Here is a 14359-nt window from a genome sequence, read left to right as displayed (position 1 = left end):
GTCGCTCTCGTTCGGGGCGTTGCCCCTTTGTCAACGGCCGCGGACGGTATCGGTGCAAAAACGGCGAGTCAACGCGGCCGCGGCCGTCAGACGACTGGCTCGGCGGTGATGAGTTCGGGCTCCTCGCGCGCCAACAAGGGCACGCCCTGTCGCCGCATCATCAGGATCAGAACCGCCCCGGTCGTCAGGCCGCCGAGATGCGCCGCCCACGAGATCTCGCCGGGCGGGCCGAACAGGAAATTGTAAAGCTGCAGCAGGATCCAGAAGCCGAGCACCCAGACGGTTCGAAGCCGCAGCGGAATGCGGAACAGCAGCAGGATCCAGATCTTGACCCGCGGATGCAGGAGAAAATAGGCGGCGATGACACCGGCGACCGAACCTGATGCCCCAATCAGCGCCATGTCAGAGCCTGGCGCGACGGCGACATGGGCCAGTCCCCCGCCAATGGCGCAGAGGAAATAGAACAGGATGAAGCGCCAATGGCCCATCGCGTCCTCGACATTGTCGCCGAAGACCCAGAGGAACAGCATGTTGCCGGCGAGGTGCCAGATGTCGCCATGCAGGAAACTGGACGTGATGAAAGTCATCCATTCCGGCGCATGGAAGATTCCTGGCGTGCGGACATGGATCCCCATCAATGTCGAGGGAATGAGGCCGAAGGCCATGACCGACGCCGCTTCGGCGTCCGCGTTGCCACCGCGCTGGTAGAACATGAAGACCAGCACATTGAGCACGACGATGCCGCGCGTCGCCCAGGGAAACTTGATGTAGCGCAGCGGATTCTGGTCGTGCAGCGGAACGAACATCGGGCGCCTTCAGCGATTCTGGCCAGGCACCCAGAGAACGTCGCCTGTGCCCCGATCATTCACGAATCGTGCCGCGACGAAAAGAAAATCCGACAGGCGATTGATGTAGCGCAAGGCGGGCGAATTGACGCGCTCCCGCGCCGCCAGCGCGACGGTCAGCCTTTCGGCGCGCCGCGCGACCGTCCGCGCCACATGCAGCGCGGCCGCAGCGCGCGATCCGCCGGGCAACACGAAGGAGCGCAGCGGCTCCAACACATCGTTCAACTCGTCGATCTCGCCTTCCAGCCGCTCCACTTCCCGGTCGCTGACGCGAAGCGCCGGCCGTCCGGGTTTCAGGCTTTCCTCGGGCGTCGCGAGGTCGGCGCCGAGATCGAACAGATCATTCTGGATGCGCCCGAGCATAGCATCGACAATCGGTTCGGCCTCGAGTTCGGTGCGCGCGACGCCGATCGCCGCGTTCACCTCGTCCACCGTTCCGATGCATTCGAACAGCAGGTCCGATTTCGGTCTCCGCTCGCCGGTGACGAGGCCGCTGGAGCCGTCATCACCGGTGCGGGTATAGATGCGATTGAGCGCGACCATGTCGACCTCAGCGAGAAGAGAAATACAGGGCGAGCATCATGATGCAGAGCGCCACGAACTGCAGCAGGACCCGCAGCCGCATCAACTGCTGCGACCGGTTGGGCGAACCACCGCGCAGCATGTTGAAGAGACCGAGCAACAGCACGATCACGACCGCTGCGAGGGCAATCGGGATGAGAAAATGGAAAAGGGTGCTCATGAACTCCGACCAATTGCAGTCTGCGCGACGCGCGCCACTCTAGCTGCGCCGCCGCCGACATACCAATCGGGTCAGTTCAAAATGAAGATCGCGAGGTTCAGCAGGGCGGCAAAGCTCACCCAGATGACATAGGGCACAAGCAACCAGCCTGCCAGCCGGTCGATACGGCCGAACTGCGCGATCGTAGCCAGGATCGCGACGTCGAGCAGTGCGATAGTGATGAGGCCGCCGGTGATCGAATGCAGGCCGAAGAACACCACCGACCAAGCCGCGTTGAGGATGAGCTGGACCGAGAAGATGGCGACGGCGCGACGACGGGTGGCCCCGGCGGAATTGTTCACCACGCGCCAAAGCGCGACAGCCATTAGAGCGTAGAGAATTGTCCAGACTGGCCCGAACAGCCAGTTCGGCGGGTTGAAGTCGGGCTTCGCGAGCCCCTCATACCAGATCGGAATCGACGGAAGTGTCGCCGCCGAGCCAATGGCTGCGGCAGCGAAGCAGACGACAAGACAAGCGATCAGGCTGACGATCGGAAATCGACTTGCGGGCACGTTCAATCGACTCGCGCCGAGGGAGCTCACTAACATCAAGACACCAAACTGACGAACCAGCAACCGAAACGCCTGCTTTCAGCGTTCGTTCCCCGTCATGAGTTGCGTCCGATGAGCGCATCCAGCCATCGCGCCGGCAGCAGGCGCTTCATGATCGCCGCCAGCTTCGTCAGCATCGTCACGCGGTAGCGGATGCGCGGGCGCGGACTTTCGAGCGCATGGATCAGCGCCGCTGTGACGGCCTCGGGCCCGAGCTTGAAACGGGAGGGCTTCCGCTGGCCGGTGAGGCGCGCCAATTGCCCCTCATAGCCGGCGTGATGCACCGAGGCGGTCATGTCGATCGTCGCATGAAAATTGGCGAGTGCGTTCTGGGTGAAGCGCGTGGCGATCGGGCCGGGTTCGATCAGGACGACGTCGATGCCGCTGCCCGCAAGTTCGATCCGCATCGAATCGGCAAGCCCCTCCAATGCGAATTTCGAGCCGACATAGGCACCGCGATACTTGCCAGCGACGATGCCGAGCACGGATGAGCAATGCACGATACGCCCGCTGCCGGCACGCCGCATGGCCGTCAACACGAGCCGCGTCAGCGTATGCCAGCCGAAGACATTCACTTCGAACTGCCGCCGCAGCACGTCGGTCGAGAGATCCTCGACGGCGCCAACCTGGCCGTAGGCGCCATTGTTGAACAGGGCGTCGAGCCGGCCGCCCGTCGCTGTTAACACGGCTTCAGCGGTTCGCTCGATCGAAGCCTCATCCTCGTAGTCGAGGGCATGCGCCTCGATGCCGGCGGCCCTCAGGCGCTCAAGATCCTCGTCCTTCCGGGCGGTCGCGAAGACGCGCCAGCCGCGCGCCTTCAGCGTCAGGGCGGCGTGCTCCCCGATGCCGGAGGAGGCACCGGTGATGAGGATGGAGCGTTGGAGAGACAAGGTTTCAGCCATGGCGGGAGGCTACAGGATGGGCCGTTCTGCCGCCAAGCGGTCGATGCCTATTCGCAGATGCGGTAATCGCCGTTGCGGCCACGCTTCAGCACATCGAGATGAAGATGCGTGGCGTGTTCCGGGTCGGAGCCGGGGCCAAGCACCGTTGTAAAGCGGGCGCAGGCAGCTTTGCGCACGGTCGTGATGAAGGCTGCGTCAGCCGCAGACTGCCCTTCGGTTTCGGTAACGGTGATCATCCGACCGGCAACCGTGAAGCCGCTGATGTCGATCGCATTCATGAAGGCATGTTCGGAAAGTCGGGCACCCGGCACATTGTTGCGACCGCGGCAGGTGTAGGATCCGGCGACGGCGATCTTGGTCACCGGCGCGCCGAATGCAGCCTTGGCCGCCGACTGAACGTCTTCGGCGACCCAGTGCGTCAGTGCTGTCGCGGCGCCGCAGTCGATCGTCGCCGCCGGGACGAGCGTCACGGCATCTGACTGAAATCCGGTCACCTTATAGGGATCGGGCGCGCCACATTCTCCCTCGAACAGCGGTGGCTCTGCCTCGGCCGTGATCGCGAGGCTCGCAAGACCATTGCGGCACGCGGCGAGTTCCGCGGCGCTAGGCTGCTGACGTGGCGGACCCTTTTCTGTCGTCTCGGGCTTTTCCTCCGGCAGAGGCGCAGCAGGCTCTGCAGCAGGCGGCGTCGCCAGCACCGGCGGGGTGGGCGGTCGAATCGACGGCTGCACGGGTGGGATGACCGGGCCAAGCGCATCCGCCGGAGGAATGACGGTGCCGGCTGGCGGGGTGGGCTCGGCCAATGGCGGCGTCGGCGGAATCGTCGACTCGGTGGCAGGCGCGGGCGGCGCGGGCGGCGGCGGGCTCGGTTCGGGCAATGGTGCCGCCTTCGGCTCTGGCGTCGGCTTTGGCGGTGTTTCGGGAAGCGGCTCCCGATCGGGTGCCGCGGCGGGAGAAGCTTGCTCGGCCTCAGGAACCGGCGAAGGCTGTGGTAACGGCGGCGCCTCGGACGTCGCCGGCTTCGTCTCTTTCGCTGGCGACTCAGGTGATGCCGGCGCAGAGCCGGTGTCGGGCTTTGACGCCGGCAGAGGCGGCTTCGGGGGCGCCGGCGCCGGTTTTGACTGTGCCTTCATGCGCGAGCGCTTGTGCGGCTGCGGTTGCTGGCCGCGCGGAATGATCTTCTGAAGCAGTTCACCCGGCGTCAGGGCTATCGCGGGTTGAGGCACAACGGCTGACGTTGCCAGAAACATCATGGCCGATGCGACGGCAGCCCTGGCGCCCGATTTCCACTGCAAATGCTCTCTCCCGCGCCGCTCTCTAGTGCAAACGGCGCAGGAGCATATCGGTTGCCCGCTGGATTAGGCTTCAAATGTCGAAGGAATTTTACCAGTCGAAGGCGTCGGTGGTCAGCCGCTTGCCGATCATCATCGCGTCGCCGACGAGGCGCAGCGGCGTGATGTCGAAATCACTCTGCCGGTTGTCGAGCAGTTCGGCGAAGCGCTCATAGATGCGCTCATATTCTTCGCTGGGCTGTTCGACCGTGACGTTGCCATCGACGCTCAGCGAAGCACCGCCGCGGAAGAGCCGCAGCTTGTGGCCGCTCTTCGTCTCCATCTCGATATGCCACTTCTCGTCACCTTGCTCGCGCCAGTCGAAGTCCGCGGCAAGCGCAGGCCCATCCGGATCCGTGCTCGAAAAGACGATCTGAACGCCGATCGGCGTCTGCCGATTGGCCGGGTAGGTCAGCTCGGCGCTCTTGACGAAGGGCGTCACCGGCAAAATGCGCACGAAGATCGACAAAGCATTGATGCCGGGATCGAACACGCCGAAGCCGCCGGGCTCCCATACCCAGTCCTGGCCTGGATGCCATTTGCGCACATCCTCGCGCCAGGAAATCTTGAGCGACTTCACGCCAGCGCCGGCGAGAATGGACCGCGCCTCCTCGACTGCCGGATTATACTGCGAATGCCAGGTGGCGAAGATGACGCGGCCGCGCCTCTGCGCATGCGCCTCGATATCCGCCGCCTCGGCGAGGGTCGCGGCGGTTGGCTTTTCGAGCAGCACGTCCTTGCCGGCATCGAGCGCTTCGATGGCGATCGCATGACGTACATCCGGCGGCGTGCAGATGGCGACCGCGTCGATATCGGGAATCGCCTTGTACATTTCAGCCGGTGTCTTGAAGGTCGGCAGGCCACGATGGGTGATACCGCGCTGGCTCGTTACCGCCACCAGTTCGAAAGCCGGGTTCTTGTCGACAACCGGCAGGTGCTGGTCCTGCGCAATCTTGCCGAGCCCGATGATGGCGATCTTTCGTCTTGTCATATCCCCTCCGCGCCGTCGGCGACGGCCCGCTTTGTCATGGTCCTGACCGGCGGCGCCGGCTTTCGCCCGAAACTATGCGCAATAGCGGCAGGGGTCGAGATCAAGCGGGGCGGTTCTGCCCGCGCTCCACGATGAAACAAAGGATTCGTACGCCGTTCGCCTCGCTCTCCGTGCGCTCGATCAGGGCATGTCCGTCCTGATGACAGAGATGGGGCATGTCGATCGCCGCCATCGGGTCACTGGCGAGAATGGCAAGGCGTTCGCCGGGCTGCATCGACGAAAGCCGCTTGCGCGCCTTCAGCACCGGCAAGGGACAGTCGAGACCGATGGCATCGAGCTCCGATATTCCCTCCGTCATATCCCGCCCTTTACGCTATCTTAGCAACGCTGCCGGTTCGGCTGGCGCTGAGCGCTCCGACCAACGCTTTCTTAAAGCAGAAACTTGTAGAGACTCCAGCGCCCGCCGATCCCCGCTCGGCGGCCGATGATTGACGAGGAGCCGGCTTCCGTTGCGCCTTTCCTTCGCTGGCATGGTCGAGCGCTGGGCCCCCGCCCCGCTGAAGAAGCCGCTCAAGGGGCTGGCCGCCGGCATCGATGCGCTCGTCACCGGCAAGGACGAGCGGGCCGTCACGCAGCGCATCGCGGTCACGACCTTCCTCGTGCGCATCGTCAGTGCATTCATCGCCTATCTGAGCCAGGTTCTGCTCGCGCGCTGGATGGGCGATTTCGAATATGGCGTCTATGTCGTGGTCTGGGTCGGCGCCGTGATCATCGGCGGCCTCGCCTGCTTCGGCATCCAGACGGCCATTGTCCGCTTCATCCCCGAATATGGCGAACAGCGCGAGCTGGAACTCCTGCGCGGCATCATTCTCGGCAGCCGCCTGCAGGGCATCGCCAGCTCCACGGCCATCGCCGGACTGGGTCTTCTCGGCATCTGGCTGCTCGGCGATCGCATCGCAAGCTATTACGTGATGCCGCTCTATCTTGCGGCGATCTGCATTCCGATGCTGGCGCTGGGTGAAATCCAGGATGGTCTCGCCCGCGGCTTCAACTGGCCGGATCTCGCGCTCTGGCCGACCTTCATCATCCGCCCGATACTGATCATCGCTTTTACCTTGGGGACGATCCGGCTCGGCGCGGCAGCGGACGCTACGACGGCGATGGCCGCTGCCATCGTCGCGACCTATGCCACCGGTCTGTGGCAGATGCTGGCGATACGCCGCCGCACCGCAAAGGTGGTGCCAGATGGTATCAGGCGCTTCAAGTCGCTCACCTGGATCACCATCGCCCTGCCGATCTTTCTGGTCGAAGGCTTCTTCAATCTCCTGACCAATGTCGACATCCTGATCGTTGGCCAACTGCGGCCGCCGGAAGAGGTCGCCGTCTATTTCGCGGCGGTAAAGACATTGGCGCTGGTTCACTTTGTCTATTTTGCCGTCCGTGCCGCGCTGATGCCCCGCTTCTCGCAATATTATGCGGCCGGAGACCGTGCCCGCTTCGAGGCGGTGGTGCGGGATTCGCTGCACTGGACTTTCTGGCCGTCTGTCGGCGCCGTTATCGTCCTGCTCGTCGCAGGCCGCCTGCTGCTGTCGTTTTTCGGCCCGAGCTTCACCGCCGGCTATGGACTGCTCTTTATCTTCTCGATCGGGCTCCTCTTTCGCGCATCGATCGGTCCGGCCGAGAGCATCCTCACCATGGCGGGCGAGCAGCGCATATGCGCCGCCGTCTATGCCGCGACGTTCCTGGTCAATCTGGTTTTGAACTACTCGCTGATCCCGCATTTCGGCCTCGAGGGCGCGGCGATCGCAACGACGACAGCGCTGGCGGTCGAGTCGATCGCCGTCTATCTCGCGGTTCGCTGGCGCATGCGGCTGCGCTGCTCGATCGTGCATGTCCTCGTCCCCGGCTCCTCGATCGTCCTTCGTGACGGAGAGGCGCGGTGAGCCGGGGCGGACCGGCGGATAGAACTGCCTCTTCGAGCGTGTCGCAACGTCCAAACGTTCCGTCCGAAATAGAGGAAGGCTGGCGCGACCTCGCGAATTTATCGCCGGACGCCAATCCCTTCTTCGCGCCGACGGTCCTTCGGTCCGCGCTCGACACATTGGCCGCGACTTCTGTCGCCATTCTCGCGCCGACGGGCGAGACGGGCCGTCTCGCGGCTCTGGCGCCGGTGGCGGCGATGCGGCTCGGTCGCATCGCACCGGCCGTTGGTGTCTGGACGCACCTCTACGGCCCGCTCGGCACGCCGCTGATCGATCCCGACGATCCCGAATTCGCGGTCGCTCGCCTCGTCGCGGCGATGGACGGTAAAAGGTCGGGCCGGCGGATCCTGGTATTCCCCGATCTGCCGCTCGGCGGTGTCGCGGCAGAGGCGCTCCGGCGGCACGCCGAAGCCTCTGGACGGCCAGTGCGGATCATTGGTGAGCATCGTCGGGCGGTTCTGCATCCCGGCTCTCTCGAAGGCGGAGTCCGGGCGTCCTTACCGGCTAAGACCCGTAAAGAACTCGGCCGCCAACTGCGCCGGCTCGGCGATAGCGGCTCGGTGACCTTCTCGACGGTGACAGCCGGGCCGGGTCTCATGGTGGCGCTCGATGCGTTCCTAGCTCTTGAGCAGAGCGGCTGGAAGGGCACGCGCGGCACTGCTCTGGCGATGAAGGGCGAGGCGCTCGCCTTCGTCCGCGCGGTCGTTGCCGCGGCGGAGCCCGGGCAGATACGGATCGATACACTTGCCGTCGATGGACGGCCTGCTGCCATGTTGACGTCGTTTCGCAGCGGCGGAACGATGGTGACGTGGAAGATCGCGCATGACGAAAGCCTCGGCCGCTTCTCCCCCGGCGTGCAGGTCATGCTCGCCGCCTCCGAGGCCTTCACCGCCGATCCAGCCCTCAAGATCGTCGATTCACTCGCCAGCGCCGGTCATCCGATGATCGACAGGCTGTGGCCGGAGCGTCAGGCGGTCGGCACCTTAACCATAGGACCAATCGGTGGCGGGCGGTTCTTCTCTCTTGGCGTCCTTCTTGCGGAAACGGAGCTGGGGGCGCGTACTGACCTGCGTGCCTTGATCCGGCGGTCGTGACCGGCCGCGAAGGCAAGCAGGGGAGTGCATGGGATGACAGCATTCGTTGCCACGCGTGCGGAGACACAAAATGGCTCGGGTGAAGCGCGCCTGATCGCGCTCGATCCCGGCAAGATGGCGCGCAGCTTCCCCGCCGAACCCTTTGCCTACCGCCATTTCCTGGCAGCGCACCCGCTGTTGCAGCTTGACGCGCTCGCGCAGCTTGCGGCGGGGATGCCGCGCGACCGGCTCGAATATAACTCGGGACGTCTCAAGGTCGATCAGAAGCCGGAAGAGACGCCAGGCGTCGATCTGGAGCCGACCGAGATCGTGCGTCAGATCGAGACGGCTGGGGCCTGGATGGTCCTGAAAAATGTCGAGACGATTCCCGAATATGGACGCGTCGTCGAAGCGGTACTTGATGAGGCCGCCCGTGCGTCAGGTCATCGGGACCGCAGGAGCGCGGGAATGACGGAGCCGATGGGCTTCATCTTCGTCTCCTCGGCTCATGCCGTGACGCCATTCCATCTCGACTATGAGGAGAACCTCTTCGTCCAGTTGCATGGCGACAAAGCGATGCATGTGTTCGACAACCGCGACCGTTCGATCATAGACGAAGAGGGTCTCGAGACCTTCCCGGGCAAGCATCGCAACCACCGCTTCCGGGATCACTATGCGAGCCGCGAACAGGTGTTCGCCTTCAAGGCGGGGGATGGCATGTTTCTGCCCTACACCTGGCCGCATTGGGTCGAGACCGGCGACGACTGGTCGATCTCGATGGCGATCACCTGGAAGACGCCCGAGGGCCGGAGGCTCAACAAGCTCTATTTCGCCAACGCCGTGTTGCGGCGGCTTGGCATACCACAGGCTCCGCCTGGGCAGCGCCGCTGGCTCGATGGCGTCAAGGTGGCGCTGTACGACATCGCGCGGCTGCCGCTGGAGCCTCTGCGCCGCGGCGAAGCCATGCGGCGGATGCTGCGGACAGCCTTGTTCGGCCGGGCCGCGAATTACTATTACGGAAAGGCCGGGAAGACCTGATCCCAGAGAAGACCCGAGCCGCCGGCGGCGGCCCGGGTATAGGGCTCAGCCCTTGTTCTTGTTGTAGACGTCGAAGATGACGGCGCCGAGCAGCACCAGGCCCTTGACGACCTGCTGCCAGTCAACATTGACACCCATGATCGACATGCCGTTGTTCATGACGCCCATGATGAAGCCGCCGACGACGGTGCTCATCACCTGGCCGACGCCGCCCATTGCGGAGGCGCCGCCGATGAACACCGCCGCGATGACGTCGAGTTCGCTGCCGAGACCCGCCGCCGGAACGGCCTGACCGAGGCGGGCGGCGATGATCAGTCCGCCGAGCGCGGAAAGCACGCCCATATTGATGAACACGAACAGCGTCAGCCGCTCGGTCTTGATGCCGGAGAGCTGCGCCGCCTTGATGTTGCCGCCCATGGCGTAGACACGGCGGCCGATGGTGGTGTGCCGCGTGATGAAGACGAATATTCCGACCAGGATACCCATCACCACGAGGACGATCGGAAAGCCGCGATAGACTGCGAACTGGTACACGAAGAACAGAGCCAGCGCCGCAATGACCACCGTCTTGACGACGAAGAGGGCGAAGGGCTCGGCCTCATAGCCATGCTTTTCGCGCGTCCGGCGGGCGCTGACGCCAGAGATCGCAAAAGCGAGTACGGCGATGATGCCGATCACGACCGTCGTCAGGTTGAGCGTGACACCGCTGCCGAAAATCGTCTTGCCAGCCGCGTTCACCGTCGGGGGAATCAGTGTCCAGGTGCCCAGGACTTCCGGAAGGAATCCGGAGCTCAGCGCTTTGAAGCTGTCCGGCAGGGGGCCGACCGAAGAACCGCCGCCGAGGAGACCCTGGCAGAGACCGCGGAAGACCAGCATGCCAGCCAGCGTCACGATGAAGCTCGGTATTCGGTGATACGCGATCCAATAACCTTGCGCCGCGCCGATCGCGCCGCCGATCAGGAGGCAGATGATCGAGACCACCAGTGGGTTGCCGAGGAAGCCGCCCAGCGGCCAGATCACCATCATCATCGCCGCGAGCGCGCCGATGAAGCCGGCGACCGATCCGACGGAGAGGTCGATATGGCCGGAGACGATGACGAGCAGCATGCCGAGCGCCATCACGATGATGAAGCTGTTCTGCTGGACGAGATTGCTGAGATTGACCGGCTTGAAGAGGGTGCCGGTCGTGAACTGGAAGAACACCATGATGGCGATCAGCGCCAGCACGAGCCCGTATTCGCGCAGATTGGATGCGAAGGTCGACACGGGGACGCGCGGCCCGCCGGCTACGTCCTGCGCGACCCCGGTCTGCGGTGTGGGTGCAGTATCGGTCATGATGCAGCTTTTCCTTCTCCGCGCACGATGGCGCGCATGATCTTCTCCTGGCTGGCGTCGCTCGCGGCCATCTCCCCGACGATGCGGCCCTCGTTCATCACGTAGATGCGGTCGGAGATTCCAAGGAGTTCGGGCATTTCAGACGAGATGACGATGATCGCTCGGCCTTCGGCGGCGAGGCGCGCGATGATCGTGTAAATCTCATATTTCGCGCCGACGTCGATGCCACGCGTCGGCTCGTCAAGAATGAGGACTTCGGGGCTCGAGAAGAGCCATTTCGACAGCACGACCTTTTGCTGGTTGCCGCCCGAGAGATTGCCGGTCTTCTGAAACACGCTCGGCGAGCGGATATTCGTCTTCCGCCGATAGTCGTTGGCGACGTCGAGTTCCTTCAGGTCGTCGATGACGCCGACATTCGAGACGCCCTTCAGATTGGCGATCGTGATGTTGTTCTTGATCGTATCGATCAGGTTGAGCCCGAAGACCTTGCGGTCCTCGGTGACATAGGCAAGGCCGCGCTCGACGGCCTTGCCGACCGTCGAGACGTCGATCGCCTTGCCGTGCAGGAACACCTCGCCGCTGATCTTGCGGCCATAGCTGCGTCCGAACAGGCTCATGGCGAATTCGGTGCGCCCTGCGCCCATGAGCCCGGCGATGCCGACGACCTCGCCCTTGCGGACAGTGATGTCGATATTCTTGATGACCTGCCGCTCGGCATGCAGCGGATGATAGACCGACCAGTTCTTCACCTCGAAGATCGGCTCGCCAATCTGCGGGTCACGCGGCGGATAGCGATCTTCCAGCGAGCGGCCCACCATCGAGGTGATGATCCGGTCCTCGCTGATCTGGCTGCGATCAAGCGTCTCGATCGTCCGGCCGTCGCGAATGACCGTGACATGGTCGGCGACGCGATTGATCTCGTTCAGCTTGTGCGAAATGATGATCGACGTGATGCCCTGCCGCTTGAACTCGAGCAGCAGGTCGAGCAGGGCCTGGCTGTCCTTTTCCGACAAGCTCGCGGTCGGCTCGTCGAGGATCAGGAGTTCGACATCCTTGCTGAGCGCTTTGGCGATCTCCACCAATTGCTGCTTGCCGGTGCCGATATTGGTGATCAGGGTCTTCGGGTCTTCGCCGAGGCCAACCTTGGCCAGCAGCTGCCGTGTGCGCGCTTCGTTGGCGTGCCAGTTGATGACGCCCCAGCGCGCATGTTCGTTGCCGAGAAAGATGTTCTCGGCGATCGACAGCATCGGGACCAGGGCCAGTTCCTGGTGGATGATGACGATGCCTTTTTCCTCGCTGTCATGGATGCCCTTGAAGTGGCATTCCTCGCCGCGATAGACGATCTTGCCCTCGTAGTCGCCGCTCGGATAGACGCCCGAAAGCACCTTCATCAGGGTCGACTTACCGGCACCGTTCTCGCCGCAGATGGCGTGAATTTCGCCTTCCTCGACTTTGAGATTGACGTTCGACAGTGCCTTGACCCCTGGAAAGGTCTTGGTGATGTCGTGCATCTCGAGAATGTATGAAGACATGGAGAGCCGCTCCGGCAAAGGCATCGGGCGCGGAGACGTTAGCGCCTCGCCCGCACGACGAGAAGGGGGCACCGCCGTGGCGGAGCCCCCCGTTCAGGATCGTGATTACTTGAGTTCGTCGGCCTTGATGTAGCCCGAGTCGACCACGAGCTTCTCGTAGTTCGCCTTGTCGACTTCGACCGGGGTCAGCAGGATCGACGGGACGACCTTGACGTCGTTGTTATAGGTCGTGGTGTCGAGGCCGGTCGGCGTGCCGCCCGAAAGGACGGTATCCAGCAGGTCGACGGTCGACTTGGCCAGTTCGCGCGTGTCCTTGAACACGGTCGAATACTGCTCGCCAGCGATGATCGCCTTGACCGAGGCGGTCTCGGCGTCCTGGCCAGTGATGATCGGCCAGGGCTGGTCGGCGGTGCCGTAGCCGACGCCGCGGAGCGAGGCGATGACGCCGCGCGCAAGGCCGTCATTCGGCGCCAGAACGCCGTCCACACGCGAACCGTCCGAGTAGTTGGCCGAGAGCAGGTTGTCCATGCGGGCCTGGGCGGTGGCGGCCAGCCATGTCAGCGTACCGACCTTGTCCATGCCGGTCTGGCCGGACTTGATCTTGATCGTGCCGTTGTCGATCAGCGGCTGCAGGACCGACATCGCGCCGTTGTAGAAGAAGAAGGCGTTGTTGTCGTCGGGCGAACCGCCGAACAGCTCGACATTCCAGGGCTTCGTATCGGGGAAGCGTTCCTTCAGGCCCTTGACGAGCGAGTTGGCCTGGATGACGCCGACGCCGAAATTGTCGAAGGTCGTGTAGTAATCGACATTCGGCGTCTTCTTGATCAGGCGGTCATAGGCGACCACGACGACGCCGGCATCGGCAGCCTTCTGCAGCGCATCGGTCATCGTGGTGCCGTCGATCGAGGCGATGATCAGGGCCTTCGGGCCCTTGGTGATCTCGTTCTCGAGCTGGCTCAGCTGGTTCGGAATGTTGTCCTGCGCATACTGAAGGTCGACGGTGTAACCCTTCGCCTCGAGCTGCGACTTGACGAAGTCGCCGTCATTGATCCAGCGCTGGACCGTCTTGCTCGGCATCAGCACGCCGATCAGGCCTTTGTCTTCCGCATGAGCGGCCGTCGACAGAGCAGCCACGCCCAGCGCAAGGGCGCCGATCGCTGCCTTATAAAACTTCACGATATTTCTCTCCCGGTTGAGGATGCCTGCGCCGGACAGCGGCGCCTGCACGACGCAAATTCGCTAACTTGCTTCGACCTTCACGGCCGGCGCATTCGTGCGCCGCCCGTTCCCCTGGCTGAAGCCGATCCTGGCGGTCGCGGATTTCCCGACCGGCATCGCTGGTGAGCGATCGACGAAGCGCATCGTCAATGCCGGGTTCGGTCCATTCAGGCCTGCAACGACTGGCTAGGGTAAGAAAAGAGGCCCCGCCTTGGCGGAGCCTCCCTTAGTCCTTGGTGCTTACTTCAGTTCGTCGGCCTTGATGTAGCCAGAGTCGACGACGAGTGCCTGGTAGTTCGACTTGTCCACTTCATGCGGCGTCAGCAGGATCGAGGGAACGACCTTGACGTCATTATTGTAGGTGGTGGTGTCGAGATTGGCCGGCTTGCCGCCCGAGAGGACGGTGTCGGTGAGCTCAACGGTCGACTTGGCGAGTTCGCGCGTGTCCTTGAACACGGTCGAATACTGCTCGCCAGCGATGATCGCCTTGACCGAGGCGGTCTCGGCGTCCTGACCAGTGATGATCGGCCAAGGCTGGTCGGCGGTGCCGTAGCCGACGCCGCGGAGCGAGGCGATGATGCCCCGCGACAGGCCGTCATAAGGCGAGAGAACGCCGTCGACGCGCTTGCCGTCCGAGTAGTTGGCCGAGAGCAGGTTGTCCATGCGGGCCTGGGCGGTCGCGGCCAGCCAACGCAGCGTACCGACCTTGTCCATGCCGGTCTGGCCGGACACGATCTTGATCGTGCCGTTGTCGATCAGCGGCTGCAGGACCGACATCGC

General features: G+C 63.7%; 15 protein-coding genes. 3 read left to right on the top strand and 12 right to left on the bottom strand.

The window, feature by feature from the left end; all coding sequences use genetic code 11:
- Window positions 1-86: 86 nt before the first annotated feature.
- From BUB39_RS09835 to BUB39_RS09795, 8 genes are all read right to left on the bottom strand, one after another.
- Window positions 87-806: a rhomboid family intramembrane serine protease gene (locus tag BUB39_RS09835; RefSeq protein WP_073052981.1), complete on the bottom strand. Its 720-nt coding sequence runs from the start codon at window positions 804-806 to the stop codon at window positions 87-89.
- Window positions 807-815: 9 nt separating this feature from the next.
- Window positions 816-1388 (bottom strand): cob(I)yrinic acid a,c-diamide adenosyltransferase, encoded by a 573-nt coding sequence (locus BUB39_RS09830; protein WP_073052980.1) that lies wholly within the window; start codon window positions 1386-1388, stop codon window positions 816-818.
- A gap of 7 nt (window positions 1389-1395) precedes the next feature.
- Window positions 1396-1587 carry a twin transmembrane helix small protein gene (locus tag BUB39_RS09825; protein ID WP_073052979.1) on the bottom strand — a complete coding sequence of 64 codons (192 nt, stop codon included), beginning with the start codon at window positions 1585-1587 and terminating at the stop codon, window positions 1396-1398.
- Between the two features lie 71 nt (window positions 1588-1658).
- Complete coding sequence (locus BUB39_RS09820; RefSeq protein WP_244540215.1) at window positions 1659-2201, bottom strand: TspO/MBR family protein; 543 nt, start codon at window positions 2199-2201, stop codon at window positions 1659-1661.
- Between the two features lie 32 nt (window positions 2202-2233).
- Window positions 2234-3067, bottom strand: a complete 834-nt coding sequence (locus BUB39_RS09815) for an SDR family oxidoreductase (protein ID WP_073054107.1) — start codon at window positions 3065-3067, stop codon at window positions 2234-2236.
- A gap of 59 nt (window positions 3068-3126) precedes the next feature.
- A complete protein-coding gene (locus tag BUB39_RS25000) occupies window positions 3127-3882 on the bottom strand; it encodes an extensin-like domain-containing protein (protein ID WP_073052977.1) in 756 nt (251 codons plus the stop codon).
- 580 nt (window positions 3883-4462) lie between these two features.
- A complete protein-coding gene (locus tag BUB39_RS09800; protein WP_073052975.1) occupies window positions 4463-5401 on the bottom strand; it encodes a Gfo/Idh/MocA family protein in 939 nt (312 codons plus the stop codon).
- Between the two features lie 100 nt (window positions 5402-5501).
- Complete coding sequence (locus tag BUB39_RS09795) at window positions 5502-5759, bottom strand: sulfurtransferase TusA family protein (RefSeq protein WP_073052974.1); 258 nt, start codon at window positions 5757-5759, stop codon at window positions 5502-5504.
- Window positions 5760-5910: 151 nt separating this feature from the next.
- Here BUB39_RS09795 and BUB39_RS09790 point away from each other — a divergent pair, with 151 nt between their 5' ends.
- The 3 genes from BUB39_RS09790 to BUB39_RS09780 are packed head-to-tail and all read left to right on the top strand — an operon-like array spanning window position 5911 to window position 9494.
- A complete protein-coding gene (locus BUB39_RS09790; protein ID WP_073052973.1) occupies window positions 5911-7344 on the top strand; it encodes a lipopolysaccharide biosynthesis protein in 1434 nt (477 codons plus the stop codon).
- Window positions 7345-7382: 38 nt separating this feature from the next.
- A complete protein-coding gene (locus tag BUB39_RS09785; RefSeq protein ID WP_073052972.1) occupies window positions 7383-8477 on the top strand; it encodes a GNAT family N-acetyltransferase in 1095 nt (364 codons plus the stop codon).
- Window positions 8478-8510: 33 nt separating this feature from the next.
- Window positions 8511-9494: a cupin-like domain-containing protein gene (locus BUB39_RS09780; protein ID WP_073052971.1), complete on the top strand. Its 984-nt coding sequence runs from the start codon at window positions 8511-8513 to the stop codon at window positions 9492-9494.
- A gap of 45 nt (window positions 9495-9539) precedes the next feature.
- On the opposite strand, the gene mmsB is transcribed toward BUB39_RS09780, so the two are convergent.
- The 4 genes from mmsB to BUB39_RS25765 all read right to left on the bottom strand — a co-directional run.
- Complete coding sequence (gene mmsB, locus BUB39_RS09775) at window positions 9540-10829, bottom strand: multiple monosaccharide ABC transporter permease (RefSeq protein WP_210187059.1); 1290 nt, start codon at window positions 10827-10829, stop codon at window positions 9540-9542.
- The gene (gene mmsA, locus BUB39_RS09770) at window positions 10826-12361 is read right to left on the bottom strand and encodes a multiple monosaccharide ABC transporter ATP-binding protein (protein ID WP_073052969.1); all 1536 of its coding nucleotides are present in this window, start codon (window positions 12359-12361) and stop codon (window positions 10826-10828) included. Before mmsA ends, mmsB begins: the two co-directional genes overlap by 4 nt.
- Window positions 12362-12466: 105 nt before the next feature.
- Entirely contained in the window at window positions 12467-13537 is a 1071-nt protein-coding gene (chvE, locus tag BUB39_RS09765) for a multiple monosaccharide ABC transporter substrate-binding protein (RefSeq protein WP_073054105.1), read from the bottom strand.
- Window positions 13538-13819: 282 nt separating this feature from the next.
- The coding region (locus tag BUB39_RS25765) for a substrate-binding domain-containing protein (RefSeq protein WP_244540214.1) at window positions 13820-14359 on the bottom strand (540 nt) is incomplete at its 5' end.

It is taken from the genome of Kaistia soli DSM 19436 (assembly GCF_900129325.1).
GTDB lineage: Bacteria > Pseudomonadota > Alphaproteobacteria > Rhizobiales > Kaistiaceae > Kaistia > Kaistia soli.
This window is presented reverse-complemented; position numbering and strand designations above follow the sequence as displayed.